This window comes from Pseudoalteromonas sp. 19-MNA-CIBAN-0066, assembly GCF_040308705.1.
GTDB classification, from domain to species: domain Bacteria; phylum Pseudomonadota; class Gammaproteobacteria; order Enterobacterales; family Alteromonadaceae; genus Pseudoalteromonas; species Pseudoalteromonas nigrifaciens.
Genome location: NZ_JBEONZ010000024.1, coordinates 31,182 through 56,619, shown reverse-complemented (window position 1 = coordinate 56,619; position 25,438 = coordinate 31,182). Strand labels below are relative to the sequence as shown.

Sequence of the window (25,438 nt, the reverse complement as noted above, 5' to 3'; positions counted from 1 at the left end):
CGGCCAAAGGGATCAGACTGTAAATCTGACGGCTCAGCCTTCGCTGGTTCGAATCCAGCTCCCTCCACCACTTTTCTACTTATATAGTTACTACATTCCTTGTTAGTAATCTCCGTGTTTTTTCTTAGTTAAACATTAAAATACCCATTGTAAACTCATACCATATTGTTTTAGCCATAACGTACTTGCTTTATAGTCGGGACAAAATTGTGCTACGCGCTGCCAAAATGCTTTGCTATGATTTAAATGTCGTAAATGCGCCAGCTCATGCACTATTACATAATCAATAATGCTATGCGGTGCACCAATCAATAATAAGTTAAATGTTAACGCCCTTTTACTATTACAACTTCCCCATTTGCGTTTATAAACTGCAATATTTAAATCGTTAGGCAGCGCTTCTTGCATCAGCGTGCAAAAGTCATTAAGTCGCATTTCAATGTATGCGGTTAACTGCTCTTTTAAATACGCCTCTAAAAGTAATTGGTACTTTTGCTGCTGATGCTTAACACGAGCAGAAACGGTAATAAGCAGGTCATCTTGTTGGCGCTCCACTGTAGAGGTATTGCCTTGCTGAAACGTTAAATTAATTGCTTCTGAAAAAACCCAGATCTTTTTGTCCTTAAGTGGATACTGTTTTGTATCAACCAAAGTAAGCTGTTTTTGCAGCTGCGCCTCAACCCATGATTTTTTTTCTAATAACCAGTTATCGAGCACTTTTTTTTGTACGTGATGGGGGGCATATACCGTCACATTTTGATTATGCACTTTAATAGCAACGGTCTTTCGTCGGGTACTTTTTTTTAGTTGGTAGGCAAACAAATTAATCTCTCACACTATACTAGCTAGGGGCTACTTTTCGTCTAATGGTTAGTTAATGCCGTGTTGTTTATTTATAGCTTAATAAGCAATCATAAAATTAACGGTTTATTAATTAATTAATTCTATTAAACTACACGATTAAAATGCCTATTTAGAGCCGCCATGTTATCAGCTTTCTTTATTACTGACCAAGATCCTAGTTTAATTATAAACGGGGTTTACGATCCTCTCTTGGTTTCTCTTTCAGTTTTAATAGTGATATTTGCCGCTTTTTTTACTACAAAACTCATTGATTTAGCTAAAAAAACTACTTTCCCAAGCTATCAACGTTTAGCTACTGTAACCGCTGCAGCTGTTTTTTCTGCGGGTATTTGGAGCATGCATTTTATTGGTATGTTGGCTTTTTCTTTGTGTACTAACATTAAATATAACCCAACTATTACCTTACTCTCTTTTATACCGGCATTTTTAGCGTGCCAATACGCTGTATCTATACTGGTAAAAAGTAATGGTAACTTTAAAGTATTAGCTGTTTGCTCGGTATTATTAGGCTCAGGTATTGGCACTATGCATTACAGTGGTATGGCAGCGATGGAGCTTGCGCCTATGCTACGGTATGACCCAGTTATGTTTGGGTTGTCTATTTTAGTGGCCGTTGCCCTATCCTTTATAGCTTTATATAGCCACTTTAACCTTGAAAGAATTTTCCCTCGGTTATCACAGTTACAAATTCGTTCAACCAGCGCCGTTATATTAGGCTTTGCTGTTACTGGTATGCATTATATGGGTATGGCAGCAACCCGTTTTGTAGCAACTTCTCCTCTTATTTACGCAGACGAAAATGCGTCTGCTGGGCTTACATTTGTTGCAATTGCGGTTGCCACTGCAACTGTTGCAATAACCAGCGTGGTTGCTGTAATTAATGGCATGGTACGCTATAAACTGCTACTTGAAGAGAAGTCAGCCGACGAGTCGCGGTTAAACGCCATATTAGAAACAGCAATAGATGGCATTGTGACTATTGATCATCAAGGTATTATTTTAAGCTTTAATGATGCTGCGAGTAAGATTTTAGGTTGGCGAGAACATGAGTTACAAGGTAAAAGTGTACAGATTCTTTTAAATGATAATAACGCCTTAAACAATGCGTCATCATCTGGTGATATGACTCTTGATCTAAGCGCTATTATAGGCATAAACCGCGATACTTTTGCTAAACATAAAGATAACCATTTGATCCCTGTGCGCCTTGGTATTGGACAAGTGACGCAAACTGGGCAACCGCCTTTGTATGTTGGCTTTATTACTGACTTAACGCAGCAACGAGCGCTACAAAAAACGGTTGTTGAAAATGAGCAAAAATATCGCTCATTAATGCAAAATATGCCAGGCGTTGCCTTTAGATGTAAATTTGATACTAACTACACCATGCTATTTGTTAGCCCAAGTATATTGGATTTAACTGGCTATACACCAGATGAATTTATTGAGCAACACATTGAGTTTACAGACCTGATTTTAAAGTCTGATCAACAAATGATTATTACCACGCTCACTAATGCCGTTACCGAAAAGCGTCAATATTCTGTTGAATATAGAATTCGCCATCGCAACGGCGCAACGGTATGGGTATTAGAGAAAGGCAGTTTTGACTTTAATAATACCGATGTAGCACAGTGGATTGATGGTGTACTTGTTGATATTACTGAGCGCAAAGAGTATGAAGCAAAATTAGAGCACGCTAAACTGCAAGCAGAAGAAGCTGCCAATGCTAAGCAATCTTTTATGGCAAATATGAGCCATGAAATACGCACCCCTATGAATGCAATTATTGGCTTTAGCGATCTGCTAATGGATACACCGCTAAGTAAAGAGCAGCAAAAGCACCTTGTTACGGTTAATAGCGCAGCACGCTCTTTGCTGCGGCTGCTTAATGAGATTCTCGACTCTGCAAAGTTAGAACGAGGAAAGCTAACCATTGAGCCTGTGCATTTTAATTTAAAGCCCGTTATCGACAGTATTATTTCAACTTTTTGGTTAGAAGCTAAAAAGAAAAACCTTAATTTAACGCTTAATATTAATAAATCAGTTAGCACCGCATACTACGGTGATCCCGACCGCCTTAGGCAAATACTTACAAACCTTATTGGTAACGCTATTAAATTTACTGAGCAAGGCGCTGTTACTGTTACCGTAAGTACCACACAAAATAATCACCTATTTTTTGAAGTACAAGATACAGGCATTGGTATTGCTAAAGATCGTATTAAAGCGGTTTTTCAGCCTTTTGTGCAAGCCGATGGCACGACCACACGTCGATTTGGTGGCACAGGTTTAGGCACAACAATAAGTAAACAATTAGTAGAGCTTATGCATGGCTCAATTGATTTAGTGAGTGAAGTTGATAAAGGCAGCTGCTTTTACTTCTCATTACCTTTTACTGTTGGTGATGAAAATAAAATAGATTATTTTGAAGGCCTACATACCGAACTACCTCCGCTTAGAATATTAGTGGTTGATGATATAGAACAAAATACAGAGCTACTTTCTATATTACTTTCGCGAGATCAACACACAGTAACCACTGCAAGTAATGGTTTAGAAGCCATTGAGGCGTTTAATCAACAAGACTTTGATGTCATTTTAATGGACATTCACATGCCTGAATGTGACGGTATTGAGGCCACCATTAAAATTCGTGCATTGGAGCAACTAAAACAAATAAAATTTACGCCTATTATTGCCTTAACAGCCAGCGTGTTACAGCAAGATAAACTAACCGCTAAAAATGCAGGCATGAATGGGTTTGCTAATAAGCCGGTTGATATCAACCAACTGAATCAAGAAATAGCACTGGTGCTTGGACTTGGCTTAGCAAAAGAAACATTAATTGCGCAAACCGACCCCGATGCCAAGCACATAGATTTTGAAAAAGGGTTAGCTTTGTGGGGCTCTAAATGTAAACAGCTTACCGAAATTACTAAATTTGTTAATACCAACGAAAAGCAATTTATAAGCTTATTTAAGCTGCAACTAAGCGATATTAAAAGTGTTTATACGCTTATTCACACTTTAAAAGGCGTGGCTGGTAATTTAGGGTTATTAACCTTAATGACACTGTTAACGCGTTTAGAGAACGCTGACGATGAAGCTGCGCTAACCAGCGTTTTGGCAGATATAAAAACTGAATTGGCGCTTATCGGCCAATTATTAGCAAGCACTATATGTAAAGAGCCCGCCAAACTTATCGACAATGCTGAGCCGTTATCAACAGCTGAGCTAATAGAAATTTGCCAAGAACTCTATGCTGATGCACAAAATGCCGAACTTAATGATGATCTTCTCGATCAGTTACAACGTAAATGTATAGCATCAGTACAAGTAGATATAGATGAAATAGCCAGTGCCTTTGATGAATTCGACTTTGATAACGCGCAAGTTAAATTAGCAAATTTACTTAAAAAGTTAACCCTAAAGGAGAATTAATTAATGGATTTTATTCTAGATAAGCCCCGCATATTAATTGTTGACGACGAGCCTGCAAACTTAAAAGTAATGCGCGAGGTGCTTGGTAATCAATATAGAATGTCGTTTGCTAAATCGGGCGCTGCCGCTATAGCATTACTTGAAAAAGAACTACCAAAGCTAATTTTACTCGATATTATGATGCCTGATATGAATGGCTTTGAAGTATGCCAAATTGTTAAAGCTAACCCTGCAACATCGCATATCCCTATTATTTTTGTTACTGCACTAAGTGATGAAAGTGATGAATTTAAAGGTTTTGAACTAGGCGCTGTAGACTATATAACCAAACCCATTAGCCCTGCTATTGTACGGGCACGTGTTAAAACTCACCTGTCGTTAGTGCAAGCTGAGCAGCTAAAACAAGCTCATGTCGATTTAGTACAGCGTTTAGGTCGTGCTGCAGAATATAAAGACACCGATACCGGTGAGCATATTATACGTATGAGTCAATACAGCAAAGTACTTGCATTGGCGCTGGGTATGGATGAGCAACACGCCGAATTATTACGCCAAGCAGCCCCTATGCACGATGTAGGTAAAATAGGTATTCCGGATGCCATTTTGCTAAAACCCGGAAAGTTAACTGCCGATGAGTTTACCCACATGAAAGAGCACGCTTTAATTGGTGCACAAATTTTAGCAAATTCATCATCGCCACTATTACAACTGGCGCATGTGCTGGCAATTGAACATCATGAAAAGTGGGATGGTACTGGCTACCCCAATGGCCTAAAAGGAGAAGCCATATCGCTGGAAGGCCGTATTGTTGCCATTGCCGATGTATTTGATGCACTTACCTCAAAACGCCCCTATAAAGAGCCTTGGAGCATAGAGCAAACTCTAGAACATATGCAACAACAAGCCGGTAAACACTTTGATCCGCAATTGGTTGAGCTATTTATTGGCAAAATTGACGATATTATTGCCATAAAAAATGCTCATCAGGAGCGATTTTAATTTAGCTCTTTTTGGCTGTATGCGAGCCTAATAATACCTGCGGATACACAGTTTTAATCTGCGTATAGTCATGAGAGGTAATTTCATGGCTATTTCCGCTGTTATCTTTAAAATAAATTGAAAACGTAACGCCGTGATCAGCTAATACTGTTTTAATATTTAGGTGTTCAAAATGCTCAAGCCATGCAATAAATTGCTCCCCAGTGGCTAAAAAAGCAATGCCTTTACTACGTCCCTGTGCAGTAAATAACGCTAAACGCGTGGTAGCATTTGCATCTTCAAGGGTTAATGGCCCTTTGCCATCTTCATTCCAAAAGGCGAGCGCTTCAACCACACTAAAACCTAAAACACGCTCATACCATTTAACCGCTTGCGCTAAATCATCCACATTTAAATGACAATGATCAATCCCAGCTAGCTTAGGTATACTCACGCTGCTCTCCTATTTCAGACTTTAGTTGCTCTAAAAAGTCATGCATATACTCAGTACGTCTTAGTGCTTCGGCCTTAGCCGAGGGAGTATTCATGCTTTGAGCTATGTGTAATAACTTAATAAAAAAATGATCAAGCGTGTATTTTTTATCATCTGCTTCGCGTTGTAGGCAAAATGGGTCATCCGGGTTATATAGTAATCGACTTATTGAGCCACCTACTTTCATGCAGCGGCTTATACCAATCGCGCCTAGTGCGTCCATTCTGTCTGCGTCTTGCACTATTTGTGCTTCTACTGAGTTCACTTTAATATTGGCGCTAAAGCTATGCGCCGCTATTGCATGATGAATTTGAGTAAATAATTGCGCGTCGTAATTAATAGAAGCTAAAAAAGCAATCGCTTTATCGGCGGCCATAGTAGAGGCTTTAGCCCTATCTGGGTGGTTTTTAGCCACGGCTACACAGTCGTGTAACCATGCAGCCGGGAGCACTACCTTCATATTAGCTTGCTCTGCATCGCACAATTTAATAGCAACCCGAACTACGCGTTCAATATGGGTTATATCATGCGCCACATCGGCATGAATTAGTGTGGTAATAAAGGCTCTGCACTGTAAATTGAGCTGCAGCTCAGGGCTTAACATTATGTCTGTCACAACGTGTTCCAAATACCTAATTAACATATTGAATTAGCCATACTTTACCGCGATTTATGGGCTCCATGCAAAACATTCATTGTATGTTGCCCTTGCCTTGACTAAAATACAGCGCTTATTTATTACTACTGAGAAGCTTTATGACATCTGCCGTTTACCTGCAAGCTGGCCGCGATAAATCATTAAAAAGAAAACACCCTTGGTTATTTTCCAAAGCCATCAAAAAAATTAAAGGTAAACCAGGCCTAGGTGACACAGTTACTATTCACGACAGTGAAGGTAAATTTTTAGCAACAGCAGCTTATAGCCCACATTCACAAATTCGTGCCCGTGTTTGGAGCTTTGACGAAAAAGAAGTTATTGATCAACACTTTTTTGAACGCCGCCTACGTCGTGCACTAGAAGCCCGTAGCCAAGTAATTGAAGAAGGTGGTTTAACTGGTTTTAGACTCTGCGCCGCAGAATCAGATTTTTTACCCGGCGTTACCATAGATAAGTTTGACAACGTATTAGTGTGTCAATTACTTAGCGCGGGTGCTGAGCGTCATAAAGGTGAAATTGTTGGCGCGTTAATGGCTATATTCCCTGGTATGAGCATTTACGAGCGCTCAGACGTAGAAGTACGTACCAAAGAAGGCCTTGAGCCAATTAAAGGGGCATTATGGGGCAATGAACCAACTGCCCCAGTACTCATTGCAGAAAATGGCTTTAAAATTGAAGTTGATATTATTGATGGCCATAAAACCGGCTTTTATTTAGATCAACGCGATAGCCGCGCTGCACTTGAACGCTTTTCTAAAGACAAAACCGTATTAAACTGCTTTAGCTACACGGGTACATTTTCGTTGTATGCCTTACGTGGCGGCTGTAAACACGTAACTAATGTGGATGTATCGCAGCCAGCCCTCGATACAGCTAAGCGCAATGTTGAGCATAACAATCTTGATTTAGATAAGGTTGATTTTGTCAAACAAGATGTATTTAAGTTACTGCGTCAATACCGCGAAGACGGTGTTTTGTTTGACACTATAGTAATGGATCCGCCAAAGTTTGCCGACAACAAAGCACAACTTACTGGTGCGTGTCGTGGCTATAAAGATATAAACATGATTGCTATGCAAATATTAAAACCAGGTGGCACCTTATTAACCTTCTCGTGTTCGGGCTTAATGGAGCAAAACTTGTTTCAAAAAGTGGTGGCTGATGCAGCCCTTGATGCTGGTAAAGACTTACTTATTATGGAGCGTTTAAACCAAGCCGCCGATCACCCTATTGCGGGTAGTTACCCTGAAGGTTTTTACTTAAAAGGCTTAATTTGTAAGGTTTACTAACGCCTAGGCTTGATTAGGGTCTGTTGATCTTTCAAGGTTGAATTTGCAGCAGTGTGTTTGGTATTTAGGCAAGGCAGAGCCTATGTGGTGTGGTTATTCCCCATAAATAGGCGATAACGTAGCATCAATGCCAAACAGGCACTGCCCGAAGGGTTCTGCCTAGGGGCGATTGACTCTTTGTTGCTCGGTTTTTACTTAGCCCACTAGGTTACAAACCTCGCGCCGTGATTAAATCGCCCCTAGTTTGAACAAATTTCAATCCGCAAAGGTCAACAGACCCTAGTATTTATACGTAGTTATTGCCTATTTATATGGGCAATAACCACGCTACCTAAGCTAATTAAACTGTATTATTTCAAGTCCGGCAGTTATTGTACCGTCATCTTCTTTGCTGGCGCGTATCACCTTAGCCGTTGCGTCTAAAGGCGCAATACTCGGATGAGTTGAGTCTATATGTACCAATAAAATAGTGTTTGGCTCAAGTAACTCATCTAAATGCAACGACAACCCAGTTGCACTCAAATCTACACATTCTGCATTATAATTTAAGCCAGCAATCGGCTCTATTGTGGTTAGCTTTGCTGGTGTATTGATCTGCATACGTCGAAAATTTCGCTTATCATCTGTAAACATAATTTTTCCTATACTATTTTATTAATTTGCTCTAACAACAGTGGTACAGAAAACGGCTTAACCACATAAGCATCACAGCCCGCGTCAAACCCAGCTTGCTTTTCAAGCGGTGACTCCAGCCCTGACACCATAACAATAGGGATGTTTTTTGTCTCAGGTGTATGTTTAAGCATTCTACACGTATCGTAACCATCCAGCCCTGGCATACATACATCAAGTAAAATAATATCGGGCGGATTAGCAATAGCAGAGGCTAAACAGCTTGTTCCAGAATCGGCATAATTAACATCAAACTTTGCGCTAAGTGCTGCTTTGAGTATTTCATAATTAAAATACTCGTCATCTACCACTAGTAGTTGTTGTACTTTATGTTCTATTGATGAGGACATGGCTATGTCGTTTCCTTCTCAAAACAAAAAATAAGTTCTACTATTAAGTACTTAAGCTTAATAGTAGATACACCTTTTACTCTATTTCTTTTATTGCATTTAACACACGTTTCGCCGAAATTGGATACGGAGTACCCAAGGTCTGTGCAAATAAAGACACTCTCAGCTCTTGCTGCATCCAAAAGATAGCTTCTACCTCTTTTGGAATTGGCATCCCTTTAGGGGTTTTGTTTGCTTGCTTTTTATACTCTTGAGCCACTTTATCAAGCTCAAGTACACATAATCTATCGCGATTTGGATCTATGGGTAACTTTTCTAAACGTTTTTGAATCGCTTTTAAATAACGGATTAAGTCACTTAGCTTAGTTGCCCCATGTTGGCTTACAAAGCCTTTAAAAACAAGAGACTCTAATTGCGATTTAATATCTCCATGCGCAGTGATCATGGTTAAATCTACCCGTCCTTTCATTTTTTTATGTAAGGCATGGGCTATACTTAACACTTGCTCTACTTGCGTGGCAATTTCAACTACAGCGTCACCAAGCTCACCACGTATATGCTCTTTTACATTTTCAAACGCGTCGCTGGTGCGAATGTCACCGTACTTTAATAATAAGCTATCAACACCGGCGGCAATGCAGTCATCAATTAAATCGGCTATTTTACCAAAAGGATTAAAATACAATCCAAGCTTAGCCTTATTTGGTAAGTTTTGCTGCAAATACTTTATTGGTGAAGGCACATTTAATAATACTAATCGGCGCAGCCCTTGTTGATGGGCAACCTGTGCTTTTACTTCGTTATCGAAAAGCTCAATAGCAGCAGTTGATTTTTTATCCACCAGCGCCGGATACGCTTTAATTTCGTATTGCCCTTGTTTTTTTACATATGAGTTAGGTAGCTCGCCAAAATCCCACTGCGTTAAGTCTGCTTTTTCTATGCCTTTATCGGCTACTTTGGATAATGTTTGCGTTACTTCGCCTTGTAGCTGCGCTTTAAGTTTGGCTAAATCTAGGCCACGCGCGAGTAACTTATCGTTATCGCCACGTACTTCAAACTGCAAACGTAAATGCGCTGCCAAGGCACTTAAATCCCAGGCATCAGGGTCAACTCGCACCCCTGTCATTTTTAATAGTCGATTACTAAGTGCGTCAATTAAACTCCCCTGCAATGGCTCAATAGCCGCCAAAACAGCATCGGCATAGTTAGGCGCAGGTACAAAATTACGGCGCAGTGACTTAGGCAATGATTTAATTAAACCACTTATTAACTCATGTCGAAACGCAGGTATATGCCAGTCAAAGCCGCTTTCTTGCACTTGGTTTAATAGCGCAACCGGTATTTGTACCGCCACACCATCAACCGCTTGACCGGGATCGAAATGATACGCTAAAGGTAAAATTAAATTATCTTGCTGCCAAGTATCTGGGTAGTCAAACTCGGTAATACTGCTTGCACCATGCTGCATTAAGTCATCGCGGCTCATTTGCAAATAGTGTTTATTTTGTTGTTTTTGCGTTTTATACCATTTTAAAAATGCTGCACGATTATTAATTTCTTTTGGAATTTTTTTATCGTAAAACTCAAATAAAGTTTGCTCATCAACTAAAATATCGCGCCTGCGTGACTTGTTTTCAAGCACTTGAATATCTTCAATCAGCTCGCGGTTAAACTCTAAAAAGCTTTCGTTTAAACCCAGTTCTTGCTCAACTAATGCGGTGCGAATAAACAGCTCACGGCTCACTTTAGGATCAATATTGCTATACACGCAGCGGCGCTTATTGACGATTAGCAGGCCATATAAGGTTTGTTGCTCAAAGGCGATTACCGCACCGGGTTTTTTCTCCCAATGTGGCTCTGTATAACTGCGCTTAACCAAATGCTGCGCCAGTGGCTCAACCCAGTTAATGTCTATTTTGGCGTTAGTGCGGGCATATAATTTACTGGTTTCTACCAGCTCTGCCGACATTAGCCATTTTGGGCTCTTTTTAAATAACCCCGACCCCGGAAAAATATGAAACTGGCTATTACGCGCGCCTTTATAAATTTGTTTTTCATCTTTAAAGCCAATATGGCTAAGCATACCGCTCAGTAATGCTTTGTGAACTTGCTCACCGTCGGCAGCATTCGATGTGGCTTTCATACCCATTTCGTTGCATACGGTACTTATTTGATAAACAATATCTTGCCACTCACGAAGGCGCATATAAGCGAGGAAGTCTTTTTGGCAGAGTTTTCTAAACTGGCTATTAGTCAGTACGCTTTGTTGCTCTTCTAAATAATTCCACAAGTTTAAAAATGCAATAAAGTCTGAATCAGGATCATCAAAACGGCCGTGTTTTTCGTTTGCCGCAGCACGTTTTTCTTGCGGGCGCTCACGGGGGTCTTGAATAGACAGTGCCGCCACTATAATAATTACTTCACGTAGCGCACCGAGCTTATGTGCGGTTAACACCATTTTAGCTAAACGCGGATCGACCGGTAAACGGCTTAATTCTCGGCCTGACTGGGTAAGCGCTGTTTTGTCGTTACGTTTAGTGGGATGTACTGCTTGGAGTTCCTCAAGCAAGGTTAAACCATCACTAATATTACGACTATCTGGGGCTTGCACAAACGGAAACTGCGCCATGTCGCCTAAACCCAGCGCTAGCATTTGTAAAATAACCGAAGCTAAGTTAGTACGTAGTATTTCAGGATCGGTAAACTCTGGGCGTGATAAAAAGTCATCCTCAGCGTATAAACGAATACAAATACCCGCCTCTACGCGGCCACAACGTCCCATTCGCTGATTTGCACTGGCTTGCGATATTGGCTCTATAGGCAGGCGCTGTACCTTGGTGCGGTAACTATAACGGCTAATACGCGCCGTACCCGGATCAATTACATAACGAATCCCCGGTACGGTTAACGATGTTTCGGCCACGTTGGTCGATAAAATAATATGGCGGCGCGAGTGCGGTGCAAATATACGGTTTTGCTCGGCGTTTGATAGTCGCGAATAAAGCGGTAATATATCAGTGTGTTTTAAATTACGTTTACTGAGAGCATCGGCGGTATCGCGTATTTCACGCTCACCATTTAAAAATATTAAAATGTCGCCAGGGCCTTCTGCACACAGTTCATCTACAGCATCAAAAATACCTTGCAGTTGGTCGCCTTCGGCTTCCATATCCTCTTTATTTATCTCAGTAACTGGGTTGTAACGTACATCAACTGGGAAGGTTCGCCCTGATACTTCTATAATTGGCGCATCATCAAAGTGCTTTGAAAAACGCTCTGGATCGATCGTTGCTGAGGTAATTATTATTTTTAAATCGGGGCGCTTAGGGAGTAAGTTTTTTAAATAACCTAAAATAAAATCAATGTTTAAGCTACGTTCGTGCGCTTCATCAATAATAATGGTGTCGTATTGATTTAAAAATCGATCTTGTTGAATTTCGGCAAGTAAAATCCCGTCGGTCATTAGTTTAATATAGGTATTATTCGAGACCTGATCACTAAAGCGTATTTTAAAACCAACTTGTTGGCCAAGTTCACACTGCATTTCTTCTGCAATACGATTAGCCACCGTTCGTGCTGCTAGTCGCCTTGGTTGGGTGTGGCCAATTAAGCCATCAACCCCACGCCCTAGCTCTAAACACATTTTAGGAATTTGCGTGGTTTTACCTGAACCGGTTTCACCTGCAATAATAACCACTTGGTTATTAGCAATGGCGTTTTTAATCACATCCTTTTTTTGACTCACCGGTAATTGCTCTGGGTAAGTCACTTTAGGCAGAGCCGCTAAACGCTGCGCGCGCAGTGCTTGGCTACGGGTAATGTCGGCCGCTATTTTTTCAAGCGCGTTGGCATGCTTATTCTCATCGGTTATTTTTTTTACGCCATGTAAGCGTTTTTTAAAAATGAATTGATCTTTTTTCAAGCACGTCTTTAGCTCGCCAAACAACTGACCTAGGTTTACCACCCGCATACCTTATAAAATTAGTAAAAGAGCCGCAATTGTAGCAAATTAAATGGCTGGGGTTAATCCTACAAAGTGCATAACGCTTAGTAGTTTGTTATATAAGCCACCAGCCAAACAAATAAAGCGCTTATTCGCCTTTAAAAATGCCTACATAAGTGGCTTGGGTATTTGATTTACTGGCTCTGTACATACCTGAGGTATTAAACGGCAAACTAATATTACCTTTAGTATCCACTATAATAACACCGCCCGTACCGCCTATTGGTGCAAGTACCCCATTAATCACTTCGTCCCCTGCTTGCGTTATGGTTTTACCTTGGTATTTAACGCGCGCACAAATATCGCTGGCTACATTGTAACGAATAAAATACTCACCATGGCCGGTAGCCGATACCGCACACGATTCATTTTCCGCAAACGTTCCTGCACCAATTACCGGCGCATCACCAATACGGCCATAGCGTTTGGCGGTCATACCACCGGTTGATGTACCAGCTGCTAAATTGCCATTTTTATCCAGTGCTACCGCACCAACCGTGCCCATTTTATAGTTATTTGGCAAGGCTTTATGCGCCGCTTGATAGTCTTTACTGGTTGCTTTGGCTTTATCTAATTTTTGCTTTGCTTTTAATAATGCTTTATAGCGGTGCTCGGTATCAAATAAGTTATTTTCGATTAAGGGAATACCTTGCTCTTTAGCAAATTCTTCAGCGCCTTGCCCACTGAGCATGACGTGTACTGAATTATCCATAACCAAACGTGCTAAATTAATTGGGCTCTCTACATGCTTAACACCTGCAACTGCGCCCGCCTGACGATTACGACCATCCATAATTGATGCATCGAGCTCATGGCTGCCATCGTAAGTATAAACCGCGCCACGCCCTGCATTAAAATAAGTAGACTGCTCCATCACTTGAATCGCTGCCGTTATGGCATCTAAGCTTTCGCCGCCTTGCTCAAGTACTTTATAACCGGCCTCTACCGCTTGGGTTAATTTAGCACGATAAGCTTGCTCTTCTTTTGGCGTAAATTTACTTTTTTCAATCGTGCCCGCACCGCCATGAATGGCAATAGCAAAAGGTACTTCTGCGCTTAAGGCGTTATTGCTTACGCTAATAAAACTAGTGGCGATAAGCGCCATTAAAAGTGATTTTTTCATAATGAGCTCTTATAAACTTCAGTGAAACCAATGTGGATGGTCGCTAACTATTTATCAAGTAAAGTAAGTTTAAACACATAAAAAAAGCGCCCAAAGGCGCTTTTTTTTGCTGGTTTAAATTATTACGCTTGTTGCGCTTTTAAACGAGCTAAACGTGCTACTTGATGCGTAGACGTTAAAAAAGAATAAATTGGTGCTAAATAACCACGTTTACGTAGCTCTAAAAAGTCAGCATCACTTAATTCATTAAGTTTTTTCTCATCGATAAGGTAAATACCGTTGATGTCTTTTTTCTCGCCTTTAATATCAACTGTTAGCGTTTGCGCTACTAAAAGCTCTTTATCGGCTAAAAACTTAGTAAAAGCATCTGTGATCTGTGAAAACTCAATAAACGATACTAATGCTTCTTTACGACGCTTTAAGTAGTCAGTTTCTTCGCCGTTTTCAAACAACGCATTACCTTCTTCTTCGCCAACTAATGGGCTCGCTTCGTCAATAACAATACCGTATTGATCTTGATCTGGGTGTTTTACTAAACCTAGTGGGTAGCGCGTCGTAGCCATTGGTGCAAATGCTGCCGTCCACTTATCGCCTTCAACAAACAAGTTTTCGCCTGGCTCAAGGCCAAACATAGCAACTGCTTGAAAAGTGCCTGTTTCGTTATTTTTAACGAAAGACATTGGAAATTCATTCGCTATACGCGCAAATTCATGTGCAACTACTGGCACTAAATGTTGCGTTTTCATAAATTCTACATTGATGCCGTTTTTAATTTTAGTGTTGGCATGTTTTTCGTTGTGTAAAGGCTGTACTTGTTGCTCCGCCATGTTACTGCTCCGTTTATTTTTAATTTGTATGTTTCTTTGTTAATACCTTTAGGCTAATGCTTTTGAGCAAAAAAAGGAAGGGAAACTTTTATGACAACCGTTTTGATAAAATAAAATTTAAATAAATCTGCACCTTGCCAAAAAACGTACACATAACAAGGGTTAAATCTGCTTAAAAAGCACACACAGTAAGGCTATTTAACATACAGGCTTGTTTTTAATGTTAACCTGTTTTAACAAAATCACGTTACTAACCACGTTATTTTGGATAATAATTACACAAATAAAAAGGCAGCTAGTTATAGCTGCCTTTTTATTTGTTCATTCGCACTCATTTTAAATTACGGCGCCCAATAAACCTCAATATTAATACTTGGGTGATTTAGCACTGCGCGCAGTGGCATGTCGTTTACATCTCCGCCCGCTTTGGCTTGCTTATACACAGCGAGTTTTTCATCACCGCTAATAAGTAGCTTAACCACTTTAGATTGCGCTATCGCGTTTAACGTAAGTGTCATACGCTCAGTAATACTGCCAGTTACATCGCTTTTAATGGCATTAATTGCACACACCAGTTGATCCGAGCTTAGGCCTACGTCTAAACCCTCTGCATGTGGGAATAATGACGCAGTATGGCCATCTGCGCCCATACCTAAAATAGTCACATCATACGGGCGTTTTAACGCAGCATAAGCAGCTTCACACACTGCAGTGCCTTGCTGCGCAGTCTCGGCGCTATTTTTCATCGTGACAAAGTTAGCCGCAGCACCATAGTTTTGTAATAACGTGCTGTTAATAAATGCTTCGTTACTTTTTTCGTGGCTAGCATCTACCCAACGCTCGTCAACCATAGCAACATCAACATGCTGCCAATTTAAATCAAGGGTTGATAAATGCTTATACGCCGCAGCAGGGGATGAACCGCCCGATACCATTAATACTGCACGGCCATCATTGCTTATGCCATCACGTAATGATTGTTCAAGTGTTGCCGACAGCTCTGCTGTAAGCGCCTCTTTACTATCAAAAAACTTTTCAATTATTGTTGCCATTATGCTCCCTTATCACCGGTGTTAAACCATACATGGTTGTTCTCTGCTAATAATTCGTCAGCATCTTCTGGGCCCCAGCTACCTGCACGATAAAGCGCCGGTTTGCCTTTTTCTTGCCAGCGGTCGATGATTGGATCAATCCACTTCCATGCTTGGCGTACTTCATCACGATGGATAAATAACGAAGGATTATTAGCGGCTGCATCTAGCATTAAGCGCTTGTAGGCATCTGAGTGAAAACCATTGCTATAGGCTTGTGAAAGCTCAATATTCATCGTTACTGGCTCAAGCTGCATTTCAAGATTATCTAAGCGTTTAGACATCAAGGTTAGCTGAATAGTTTCCTCTGGTTGCAGGCGAATAACCAAGCGGTTTGGCTCTATTTCGCCAACGCTGTCTTCGTACACATTGTGTGATACTTTTTTGTATTGCACTACAATTTCAGCACAGCGTTTAGCCATACGTTTACCCGTGCGCAAATAAAATGGCACACCTGCCCAACGCCAGTTATCAATATGCTCTCGAATACCTACAAAGGTTTCGGTTTTACTTGAACCTTCATTAAGCTCTTCTAAGTAACCTGGTACAATTTTACCGTTTAGGTCACCTGGTACATATTGACCACGAATAATATTTTTATCTACGTCGCTGCCAATAAGTGGACGCAGCGCCTCTAATACTTTGAGCTTTTCGTTGCGAATACTACTGGCATTAAGTTTATGGGGTGATTCCATTGCTACTAAACATAACAGCTGTAACAAGTGGTTTTGAACCATGTCACGCAGCGCACCGGCTTTGTCGTAAAAGCCTGCACGAGTTTCAAGGCCCACAGTTTCTGAAATGCTAATTTGAATATTATCGATTGATTTAGCATCCCACATGTTTTCAAACAACGAGTTTGAAAAACGCAGTGCCATTAAGTTTTGAACGGTTTCTTTACCTAAGTAATGATCAATTCGGAAAATTTGCTCTTCGCTAAAATACTCGGCGATTTTTCCATTAATAGCCTCGGCAGATTCACCACAATAACCAATAGGTTTTTCAACCACTACACGTGAAGTAGGCGTTATTAAGTTTTTAACAGATAAAATTTCACAGCAAGTGCCGTACACAGCAGGTGGTAGTGATAAGTAAAATACGCGAGATTTAGTGCTGTCGTGCTCATCTAAAATACCTTTTAGCACATCCCAGTTATCGTCAGGGGCTGTTACATTGCTAACAACAGGTACTAAAAAAGTAGCAAAGGCTTTCCAATCTTTAGCATTAAACTCATCCTTTGCTAAAAACTCTTTTAAGGCCTTGTGTGCTGTTTCTATGTACTCAGCACGTTGGGTTTCTTCGCGTACCGTTGGCAAAATACGTGAGCCTTCAGGTAAATTACCTTCTTGATATGCTCGATACATTGCAGGTAGTAATTTGCGTAACGCAAGATCACCACCGCCCCCAAAAATTATAATATCAAAAGGATTAAGCATAGTTACTCTCTACGTTTGTGCTACCTGGCACTACCCGTTAGGTAATCAGATATAGCGGTTTATTGCTTGAATGATGTCGGTTTTTATAAATATATTTGCACAAAAACCTGCTTTGTTATGCTGTGATGATGATGTTTTTTATTTAACCGCACCGCTGGCTATTTATTTTTAATTTTATCATCTGCGCTTAAAAATGGGCCTTAGGGAACTGTAATTCCTCTCACAAAAATACAGTCCCTAAGTACACCAGCGCTACCCGTTCAAAGGTATTTGGTTGCTTATGTTACTAAGCTAATTTTTTACTGCGTACGATGTTGCTTATAATACGCCATTAAGCCATTAGTTGAACTATCATGAGCATATTTAACGCGCTCATCAACTAACTCGGCTTCTATTTTTGATGCTAATCCTTTACCTAGCTCAACACCCCATTGATCAAATGAGCAAATTTCTAAAATAATGCCTTGGCAAAAAATCTTATGCTCATACAACGCAATTAAGCGCCCTACCGTTTTAGCGTCTACGCTATCTAGTAACATAGAGGTAGTTGGGCGGTTGCCTTGATGAATTTTGTGCTTTAGTAACTCATCTATTTGTGCCTGAGATTTACCCTTAGCGGTTAAATCTGCGGTGATCTCTTGCTCATCTACGCCATTCATTAGTGCTTCTGTTTGCGCAAAAAAGTTCGATAATAAAATATCGTGATGTTTATCAACGTTTACTTGCGGCTTAATTGAGGCAATAAAATCAGCCGGTACAATAACATTACCTTGATGCAAACATTGGTAAAATGCGTGTTGCCCGTTAATCCCGGTCATACCCCAAATAATTGGCACTGTTGTATAAGGCACAGGTTCACCCGCAAAGTTAACATGCTTGCCGTTACTTTCCATTTCACCTTGTTGTAAGTACGCAGGCAACATGTGCAGCGCTTGGTCATAAGGTAAAATAGCTTGCGAGGTATAACCTAAAAAGCTGGTATTCCACACACTTAATAATGCCATAATAAGCGGAATATTTTGCTCTAGTGGTGCGTTTTTAAAGTGCTCATCAACTTCGTACGCACCCTCTAAAATTGCTTCAAAAGCGTCATATCCTGCATATAATGCAATCGGTAAACCAATAGCGCTCCATAATGAAAAGCGACCACCAACCCAATCCCACATCGTAAATACGTTGTCGTTACTAATGCCAAACTCGGCTGTTTTTTCTAAATTAGTGCTCACCGCAACAAAATGCTTAGCAATAGCGGCGTTATCTTTAGCTGTTTGTAAAAACCAATCAACCGCTGTTTTAGCGTTGGTCATTGTCTCTGACGTGGTAAACGTTTTTGATGCAATAACAAACAAGGTTGTTTCAGCATCAATATTTTTTAATACCGAGGCAATTTGTACCCCGTCAGCATTCGACACATAATGTACATTTAAGGTATCGTCACTTAATGCTTTTAATGCTTCGGTTGCCATTTGCGGGCCAAGGTTTGAACCACCTACACCTATACTTACTACATCTTTTACTGGCTTACCACTGTAGCCTAACCACTTACCACTGCGTACTTTTTCAACAAACAGTTTAATTTTAGCAAGTTCGTTATCAACCAACTCAGTTACATTTTCACCATCAACAATAAGTGGCGTATGAGCGCGGTTACGTAATGCTGTGTGTAACACTGCTCGGTTTTCGGTGATATTAATTTTTTCACCGTTAAACATTTTTTCACGCCAAGCGCTAATGTCACACTCTTTAGCTAATGCAATTAACTGCGTAAAAACATCTTTATCAATACGTTGTTTTGAGTAATCAAATAATAATCCAGGGATTTGCGTAGAAAATTGAGAAAAACGCGCGTCATCTTTAGCAAATAAATCCCTAAGATGGCTTTGTTTCATCTTGGTTGCACTTTTTTCAAGCGCTTGCCAACTTGCTAATTGCGAACGGTTAGTCATGTAAACATCCCCTAAAATATTAATCTATTGATTTAAATGTATTTATTATATAAAACTTAGTTAATTAACATATATAGCAAAGTTAAAAATGAGCTGTTTTTATATTTTATGCTGTGAATGATAACGTAATTTTTTGCTTTTGACACCGGTATCATAAAATTAATATATTAATTTAACAACCCATTCAGAGGCGACTCAGTTAGCTTAATTTGGCAAATAAATAAAAAGGCCGACAAATGCCGGCCTTAATTATATTTATTTGCTAACTAATTTTAACTTCCCAGTGCCAAACCGCCATTTAAATTATAAACCGAGGTATAACCTAGCTCAATTAAATTAGCTGCTGCCAACTTTGAGCGGTTACCACTGCGGCACACTAAAATATATTGATTATTTTTATCTAGCTGCTGCTCTACTATTGCGTTTGCCATACGACTAAGCGGAATATTTAAGGTTTTAGCTGTAGCAACATTTAACAGCGATGAAATGTTATTAGCGCCATGCTCATAGGGTTCGCGCGTATCAATTAAATATACATTGCCGTGGCTGAGCATTTCTTTTGCCTGTGAATAACTCAATTGCTGTGTATTTGTATCTGGTTGCGCATTTACATAACCACAAAGTTGGTTGTTATTATCTGTTTGTTTTTGCTCATCGTGCTGCTGCTTTTTAGCAGCAAATTCATCTTTCGTTATTTGCTTAGATAATAATGCGCTCAATAAAGGAGTTTGCTGTTGTTGCACCGCCCAGTTCATAGCAAAACACTGTTGGTAATCGTGTCCTGAGCAAATAACCGCCTCTGGGGTTAACTGCTGCGCTAATAATATTAACGAGTCAGCCATTTGCTCTGCACTACCACCAAGCAAATGAGTATTACCCAGCCCCGCTGGTAAAATGAGATCACCACAAAAACAATAGCGAACCTCACCCGAGGCTTCTTTTAATAAGTAACTCACACTGTCTTGGCTATGCCCAGGTGTGGCAAGTTTTTCTAGGCGTTGCCCATTTAAATTAATCACCGTTTGGTTAACTGGCCAACCCAATTGATCAACCTCTCCTGCTACTAAACGTGCTGCTAACACACTGCGTAATAGGGTAATTGCACTATTACGCTCTTGGTGAGCATGGGTGTCTAAAATAGCGGTTATGGTTAAATTTTGCGTATTGGCTATTTTTTCAAAGCGCGGTATTAACTCTATAATAGGGTCGATGATCACCGCTTGGTTGTTGCTATTAACATATAACCAGCTGCACGCGCCTTGGTGCCTAAATTGGGTTAAGCCTAGTGCACATAATTCCTGCGTAGGTGTAGCGCTGTCAGATACTACCAGGCAATTTGCTTGTAATACTTGTTTAAGGGCGCGAATTCGCTCACAGGCATGGTCAATATCTTGTTGCGTGGCGGCAGGTCCAAACGATAAACGTATGGCGTTTTCACTTTGCCACTGGCTTGCACCCATTGCATCTAGTACAAAACTTTGTGAAGCACCAGTACTACACGCAGAGCCGCCGCTCACGCGTATGCCGGCAGCATCAAATAAATCAATAACTTCTTTACTGGTTAAGTCGTTAACCGCAAAATTAAGCGTGGTGGGCACTGAGTATGCAAAATCATGGTTAAAGGTAATGGCACCAAATGTATCGCTTATTGCATTGTGTAATTGGCTGCGATATTGCGCAAGCACAGCACTTGATTTAAACGTGTCATCGGTTTTATCTAATAACAAACTAAATAACTTATTAAGTCCTGCAATACCAGGGAGATTTTCAGTACCTGAGCGCATACCACTTTCTTGCCCACCACCGGCTATAAATGCCGTATAAGCACTGCCTTGACGAATATATAATAAGCCAATGCCTTTGGGAGCGTAGAGTTTATGGCCCGAAAACGGTGCGTAATCTATTGTTGTTTCGCTCAACATAAGCTGCTGCTTACCTAATGCTTGAACGCAATCGACCATCCAAGACACGCTGCTATTGCGATTACGAATAACCTGCTCTATTGCCGCTAGATCTTGGTATACACCGGTTTCATTATTAACCGCCATAGTGCAAATCATCAGCGCATCATCAATATGCTGAGCAATAAAATCTAAGTCTAAAATACCGTTACTATCAACCGGAATAGCAAGTACTTGAGCGTTAATCTCTAGCACTTGATTCCAATGTTTTAGGGTGTTTGGTACTGCTTTGTGCTCTGTAGCGCCATAAAGTAACACCGGATTTTTTTTATTATGGGTTTTAGCATTTATCAGCGTAGACACTACAGCCGTTTGAATACCTTCGGTTGCCCCAGAGGTAAATAAAATATCACCATTATTAGCGCCAATTACCGCGCGTGCTTTTTGTCGAGTTTGCTCCAATAAGTGCTTAGCTTGAATACCCGTTATGTGTGGGCTAGAAGGATTACCAAAACAGGTTTGCATTGCATGGCACACCACATCAACTATGCATGGCAACACAGGGGTCGTTGCATTTGCATCAAGGTAAACTTGTTTTACTGGCTCATCGGGTAATAAATACTCAGACATTAAAAAACGCACCTTATTACTAATAAATATATCTTATACCAATATTACATAGTTTTGGCTGTAATAGATAATAATCAATTAGTTTTAAAGATGCGTTTTCTATGCTTTTTTATACTTAAAGCGGTGTTAACTTTTAGCTCAGCTCTTTAATGATTTCTTCTTGAGTAGATGACCACGCATTGATCAGCGCTTTGACTAATGACGCCAGTGGAATGGCAAAAAATACGCCCCAAAAACCCCACAAGCCTCCAAAAAATAATACCGCTACAATAATAAATACCGGATTTAAATCAACCGCTTCAGAGAACAATAAAGGCACTAGTACATTGCCATCAAGCGCTTGAATAATACCGTAAATAATTAAAATGGTCCAAAATTGGGTTTCAATTCCAAACTGAAACAACGCCACTGCCGCCACCGGAATGGTTACCAATGCCGCACCCACAAAAGGGATCAACACCGAAAAGCCCACTAATACTCCCAATAACGCAGCATAGCGTAAATCAAGTACCGTAAAGGCAATAAACGACACCGAGCCAACAATCAGTATTTCAAACACTTTACCGCGAATGTAGTTCATTATTTGCTGATTCATTTCATTCCACACCTGCATTATTAAGCGTCGTTGTTGCGGAATAAGTTTAGCAATACTGTGGCTAAGCTCTAGTTTGTCTTTAAGCATAAAAAACACTAACAAGGGCACTAAAATTAAGTAAATTAACCACGCAACCGCATCTTTTAAAGACGTGAGCGATACCGACAGCACTACTTGACCAAATTCAATTACTTTAGTCTCTACTGTTAATACAATTGTTTGTACTTGTTCTGCAGTAATTAAACTAGGGTACTGCGCAGGCAAGGCCAATAAAAACGATTTTCCTTGCTCTACCATATGGGGTGTTTCTTGAAATAAATTACTGGTTTGCTGCCACAGCACAGGGCCAATAACTAAAATAAGTGTCAGCATAATACCTGTAAATATAAGCATAACAATTACTGTAGCGGTAAAACGCCTTAACCCAAAACGCTCTAAGTGCAGTACCGGCCAATCGAGTAAATAGGCAATAATAAGTGCCACTAATACCGGCACTATCAAAGATCCAATAAAATATAATAAGGCTACTAACGCCAATAATAAAAATAATAAAGTAACTGAATGAGGATCAGAAAACTTTTTTTCGTACCACGCTTTTATATATTCAAACACGTAATGGCTCCACTAATAACATTCCTTGGCGCTTATTTAAGGTATAACAATATGCATGCTTTTGTAAAAATCGTTCAATGTCGTTTATATTTTCTGCATTATTAAAACTAAAAGTAATACTTTGTTGTAACGACACGGCTTTACGCAGCCCAAGTTTAAATTGAATAAACTGCTGTGGGCATTTATAAGCTGATAAATTTTGCTCTAGCATACTCGTTTCACCTTGAGTTCACATCAATAATAAGTCCCATAGTCACCACCTAAAAATGTATTAAGTGTGAACATGCATAACTTTTCCTTAAAACAACCTCGGCAATAGTTTATCCTTAGGGCATAATTAGCAGTAAGGATAGGTTAATGCCTGGCACGCATAATAAAGCGCAATTACCCAGTAATCCAACACTCAAAGAGATTAATTGGTATAAAAAACAAATAAATTGGGGCGAATTACCACCTTTTTATCACCTTGTTGCCTCATCGGTCAGCGAAGCTGAAGGTATTTTAGAACATGGGTTTGATAATGCAGTAAAAAGCCTTTTAGACAAACGTAATTGGAACCTTGATCTACTTGACGGCTACGAAACCGAGCTAGGCGAAATTCAATGTAATAAAAAGCCACGCATTGCACTGCATCAAGTATTTACCGATCGTGGTTTTGAGCTTTGGGCTCAACCGTACGCTAAAGATGTTATTATTGATCAATACGTTAAAAATAATCGTTTTATGGAATTTAAAGTATGGGATCCACTTTCCATGAAGTGCTTAATTAGAATAAATCAATTACATACATTTATTGGCTTTTATTTTGAACGTGGAGACAAAGCCGATAAAGCTATTATTTTACACGCACACAAGGTAGTGCATAAAATTATTACTTTTTTACAAATACAATTGAACGTAGTAAAGCTAGATGGGGTCACAATAAAAGCGCTTTATCAATTATGTGAAAAAGACAGCCGTGCATGCAGTGACGAAATAAACATTGCCAAAATTGCTCTTGGTGAACCAATTAACAGGGAATAAAATGCAGCTAAAATCAGCCTTTATCACTTTATGTAGTGCCGCGCTTACATTTAGCCTATTAGTAAGTGAGCCTTTAAAGGCGCAAACAAACTTTAAATTGCCAGATTTAGGTACCTCAGCCTTACAAGTGCTGCCGCTCGAAAAAGAACAAGCGATTGGCGAAGTAATGATGATGCAAATTAGAGGCTCGTCGCCAATAATTAACGACCCTGTGCTTGATGAGTACTTAACCACAGTGGGCCGTAAACTTGTGGCTAGCGCCAATGATGTGCGGTTTCCGTTTTCATTTTTTTGGTTAAATAACTCTGAAATAAACGCCTTTGCATTTTATGGCGGCCATGTAGGCGTACACACCGGATTAATTGCGCAAGCTGATGATGAAAGTCAATTTGCATCGGTACTTGGCCATGAAATTGCCCACGTTACCCAGCGCCATTTAGCACGGCGCTTACAGCAACAACAAGACAACAGCGCAATGACCATAGCTGGAATGATTGCCGGTATTTTAGCCGCTGTAGTCGTGCCCGATGCTGGTATTGCTATTATTTCAGCAAGCCAAACACAATCGGCATTTAGCCAACTAACGCATAGCCGCTCAGCAGAGCAAGAAGCCGACCGTATTGGTATGCAAACGCTTAATAATGCAGGCTTTGATCCGCGTGCATCAAGTGAATTTTTAACTAAACTCGCTGCGCAAATTCGTTATAAATATAAGCCACCTGCGTTTTTACTTACTCACCCGCTTCCTGAGAGCCGTGTGTCTGATGTAAGATTGCGTGCGCAGCAATACCCTAAACGCCAAGTAAACCCGAGCCTTGAGTTTAACTTAGCAAAAAGTCGCGTGCTGGCAAGATACGACAATAAACCAGAAGCAGCAGAATCGCTGTTTAGAAAATTAATTCGCGAAAATAGCTACAATAATGCCGCCCTAAAATATGGCTTAGGCATTAGTTTACTAGATCAAAAAAAGCTTGATGAAGCGCAGCCTATTTTAGATGAACTACTAAAAAGCGATCCTAAAAACTTATTTTATATAGATACCTATACCGATTTATTAATAGCGCAAAAAAAGGCCGCTGAAGCCGTTACCTATTTAGCAGAATTAAACAATTACCGCCCTAACAATCAGGTAATTACGCTAAACTATGCCAACGCAGCCCTAGAAGCAAAGCAATACGAGCTTGCCGAAAACATCTTAAAAAGCTTTTTACTAGAAAAACCAGATCACAGCTTAGGTAAGCAACTATTAACCGACGCCTATAAAAAGCAAGAAAAACTCGCCGCCTATCACGAAGCCAATGCCGATGTATTATCGCAATACGGCGCTTATTTAAAAGCTGCCGACGAAATACAAAAAGCACTCAACTTTATTGAGCCAAACGAGCTAGTTAAACAACAAAGGTTAAAAGCGCTACTTACACAATACCGACTTTTACAAAAAGAGCTTGCTAGGCTTTAAGTCTACAAGCGCTTGGCCTAAAATGGCCGCAACTCATTTATTGG

General features: G+C 40.2%; 19 protein-coding genes. 5 read left to right on the top strand and 14 right to left on the bottom strand.

The features are described 5' to 3' along the window. Positions 1-135: 135 nt before the first annotated feature. Positions 136-822 carry a M48 family metallopeptidase gene (locus AAEZ18_RS13470; protein ID WP_192532808.1) on the bottom strand — a complete coding sequence of 229 codons (687 nt, stop codon included), beginning with the start codon at positions 820-822 and terminating at the stop codon, positions 136-138. A gap of 162 nt (positions 823-984) precedes the next feature. On the opposite strand from AAEZ18_RS13470, the gene AAEZ18_RS13465 reads away from it, so the two are divergent. Both AAEZ18_RS13465 and AAEZ18_RS13460 read left to right on the top strand, forming a co-directional pair. Then, on the top strand, positions 985-4,308 hold the full coding sequence (locus AAEZ18_RS13465; RefSeq protein WP_350595045.1) for an MHYT domain-containing protein: 3,324 nt from the start codon (positions 985-987) through the stop codon (positions 4,306-4,308). Positions 4,309-4,311: 3 nt separating this feature from the next. Beyond that, positions 4,312-5,307, top strand: coding sequence for a response regulator (locus AAEZ18_RS13460; protein WP_011327836.1), 996 nt, complete (start codon positions 4,312-4,314; stop codon positions 5,305-5,307). Position 5,308: 1 nt separating this feature from the next. On the opposite strand, the gene AAEZ18_RS13455 is transcribed toward AAEZ18_RS13460, so the two are convergent. Next, positions 5,309-5,740, bottom strand: a complete 432-nt coding sequence (locus AAEZ18_RS13455; RefSeq protein ID WP_086993303.1) for a VOC family protein — start codon at positions 5,738-5,740, stop codon at positions 5,309-5,311. Beyond that, positions 5,727-6,383: an HD domain-containing protein gene (locus AAEZ18_RS13450; protein WP_502935384.1), complete on the bottom strand. Its 657-nt coding sequence runs from the start codon at positions 6,381-6,383 to the stop codon at positions 5,727-5,729. The genes AAEZ18_RS13455 and AAEZ18_RS13450 overlap by 14 nt, the downstream gene beginning before the upstream one ends. A 152-nt stretch (positions 6,384-6,535) precedes the next feature. On the opposite strand from AAEZ18_RS13450, the gene AAEZ18_RS13445 reads away from it, so the two are divergent. After that, entirely contained in the window at positions 6,536-7,726 is a 1,191-nt protein-coding gene (locus tag AAEZ18_RS13445) for a class I SAM-dependent methyltransferase (protein WP_011327833.1), read from the top strand. Positions 7,727-8,062: 336 nt separating this feature from the next. Here the strand turns inward: AAEZ18_RS13445 and AAEZ18_RS13440 are convergent, their stop codons facing one another. From AAEZ18_RS13440 to AAEZ18_RS13390, 11 genes are all read right to left on the bottom strand, one after another. Continuing rightward, positions 8,063-8,359 carry a PilZ domain-containing protein gene (locus AAEZ18_RS13440; RefSeq protein WP_086998101.1) on the bottom strand — a complete coding sequence of 99 codons (297 nt, stop codon included), beginning with the start codon at positions 8,357-8,359 and terminating at the stop codon, positions 8,063-8,065. A gap of 8 nt (positions 8,360-8,367) precedes the next feature. After that, the gene (locus AAEZ18_RS13435) at positions 8,368-8,748 is read right to left on the bottom strand and encodes a response regulator (RefSeq protein WP_058373030.1); all 381 of its coding nucleotides are present in this window, start codon (positions 8,746-8,748) and stop codon (positions 8,368-8,370) included. 76 nt (positions 8,749-8,824) lie between these two features. Beyond that, positions 8,825-12,712, bottom strand: coding sequence for an ATP-dependent RNA helicase HrpA (hrpA, locus tag AAEZ18_RS13430; protein ID WP_350595041.1), 3,888 nt, complete (start codon positions 12,710-12,712; stop codon positions 8,825-8,827). A 127-nt stretch (positions 12,713-12,839) separates the two neighbouring features. Further along, on the bottom strand, positions 12,840-13,874 hold the full coding sequence (locus AAEZ18_RS13425; RefSeq protein ID WP_089368012.1) for an isoaspartyl peptidase/L-asparaginase family protein: 1,035 nt from the start codon (positions 13,872-13,874) through the stop codon (positions 12,840-12,842). Between the two features lie 122 nt (positions 13,875-13,996). Then, entirely contained in the window at positions 13,997-14,701 is a 705-nt protein-coding gene (locus AAEZ18_RS13420) for a SapC family protein (RefSeq protein WP_011327828.1), read from the bottom strand. Positions 14,702-15,042: 341 nt separating this feature from the next. Further along, positions 15,043-15,753 (bottom strand): 6-phosphogluconolactonase, encoded by a 711-nt coding sequence (pgl, locus tag AAEZ18_RS13415; protein WP_350595039.1) that lies wholly within the window; start codon positions 15,751-15,753, stop codon positions 15,043-15,045. After that, positions 15,753-17,228, bottom strand: a complete 1,476-nt coding sequence (zwf, locus tag AAEZ18_RS13410; protein ID WP_352255565.1) for a glucose-6-phosphate dehydrogenase — start codon at positions 17,226-17,228, stop codon at positions 15,753-15,755. Before zwf ends, pgl begins: the two co-directional genes overlap by 1 nt. A gap of 299 nt (positions 17,229-17,527) precedes the next feature. Next, complete coding sequence (gene pgi / locus AAEZ18_RS13405; RefSeq protein ID WP_350595037.1) at positions 17,528-19,174, bottom strand: glucose-6-phosphate isomerase; 1,647 nt, start codon at positions 19,172-19,174, stop codon at positions 17,528-17,530. A gap of 272 nt (positions 19,175-19,446) precedes the next feature. Then, a complete protein-coding gene (locus tag AAEZ18_RS13400; protein ID WP_197182860.1) occupies positions 19,447-21,705 on the bottom strand; it encodes an aminotransferase class V-fold PLP-dependent enzyme in 2,259 nt (752 codons plus the stop codon). A gap of 133 nt (positions 21,706-21,838) precedes the next feature. Beyond that, complete coding sequence (locus tag AAEZ18_RS13395; RefSeq protein WP_011327823.1) at positions 21,839-22,912, bottom strand: AI-2E family transporter; 1,074 nt, start codon at positions 22,910-22,912, stop codon at positions 21,839-21,841. After that, positions 22,905-23,123: a hypothetical protein gene (locus tag AAEZ18_RS13390; protein WP_011327822.1), complete on the bottom strand. Its 219-nt coding sequence runs from the start codon at positions 23,121-23,123 to the stop codon at positions 22,905-22,907. The genes AAEZ18_RS13395 and AAEZ18_RS13390 overlap by 8 nt, the downstream gene beginning before the upstream one ends. Positions 23,124-23,269: 146 nt before the next feature. Here AAEZ18_RS13390 and AAEZ18_RS13385 point away from each other — a divergent pair, with 146 nt between their 5' ends. Both AAEZ18_RS13385 and bepA read left to right on the top strand, forming a co-directional pair. After that, a complete protein-coding gene (locus tag AAEZ18_RS13385) occupies positions 23,270-23,935 on the top strand; it encodes a hypothetical protein (protein WP_089368010.1) in 666 nt (221 codons plus the stop codon). A 1-nt stretch (position 23,936) separates the two neighbouring features. Then, positions 23,937-25,394, top strand: coding sequence for a beta-barrel assembly-enhancing protease (gene bepA / locus AAEZ18_RS13380; RefSeq protein WP_011327820.1), 1,458 nt, complete (start codon positions 23,937-23,939; stop codon positions 25,392-25,394). Positions 25,395-25,438 lie beyond the last annotated feature (44 nt).

What these genes read in the sequence shown, in the direction of transcription:
- AAEZ18_RS13390 (WP_011327822.1), bottom strand. Translation starts at nt 23,123, where the DNA reads ATGCTAGAGCAAAATTTATCAGCTTATAAATGCCCACAGCAGTTTATT.
- AAEZ18_RS13445 (WP_011327833.1), top strand. Translation starts at nt 6,536, where the DNA reads ATGACATCTGCCGTTTACCTGCAAGCTGGCCGCGATAAATCATTAAAA.
- AAEZ18_RS13385 (WP_089368010.1), top strand. Translation starts at nt 23,270, where the DNA reads ATGCCTGGCACGCATAATAAAGCGCAATTACCCAGTAATCCAACACTC.
- AAEZ18_RS13435 (WP_058373030.1), bottom strand. Translation starts at nt 8,748, where the DNA reads ATGTCCTCATCAATAGAACATAAAGTACAACAACTACTAGTGGTAGAT.
- zwf (WP_352255565.1), bottom strand. Translation starts at nt 17,228, where the DNA reads ATGCTTAATCCTTTTGATATTATAATTTTTGGGGGCGGTGGTGATCTT.
- AAEZ18_RS13425 (WP_089368012.1), bottom strand. Translation starts at nt 13,874, where the DNA reads ATGAAAAAATCACTTTTAATGGCGCTTATCGCCACTAGTTTTATTAGC.
- AAEZ18_RS13420 (WP_011327828.1), bottom strand. Translation starts at nt 14,701, where the DNA reads ATGGCGGAGCAACAAGTACAGCCTTTACACAACGAAAAACATGCCAAC.
- bepA (WP_011327820.1), top strand. Translation starts at nt 23,937, where the DNA reads ATGCAGCTAAAATCAGCCTTTATCACTTTATGTAGTGCCGCGCTTACA.
- pgi (WP_350595037.1), bottom strand. Translation starts at nt 19,174, where the DNA reads ATGACTAACCGTTCGCAATTAGCAAGTTGGCAAGCGCTTGAAAAAAGT.
- AAEZ18_RS13450 (WP_502935384.1), bottom strand. Translation starts at nt 6,383, where the DNA reads ATGTTAAGCCCTGAGCTGCAGCTCAATTTACAGTGCAGAGCCTTTATT.
- AAEZ18_RS13440 (WP_086998101.1), bottom strand. Translation starts at nt 8,359, where the DNA reads ATGTTTACAGATGATAAGCGAAATTTTCGACGTATGCAGATCAATACA.
- AAEZ18_RS13460 (WP_011327836.1), top strand. Translation starts at nt 4,312, where the DNA reads ATGGATTTTATTCTAGATAAGCCCCGCATATTAATTGTTGACGACGAG.
- AAEZ18_RS13465 (WP_350595045.1), top strand. Translation starts at nt 985, where the DNA reads ATGTTATCAGCTTTCTTTATTACTGACCAAGATCCTAGTTTAATTATA.
- AAEZ18_RS13400 (WP_197182860.1), bottom strand. Translation starts at nt 21,705, where the DNA reads ATGTCTGAGTATTTATTACCCGATGAGCCAGTAAAACAAGTTTACCTT.
- pgl (WP_350595039.1), bottom strand. Translation starts at nt 15,753, where the DNA reads ATGGCAACAATAATTGAAAAGTTTTTTGATAGTAAAGAGGCGCTTACA.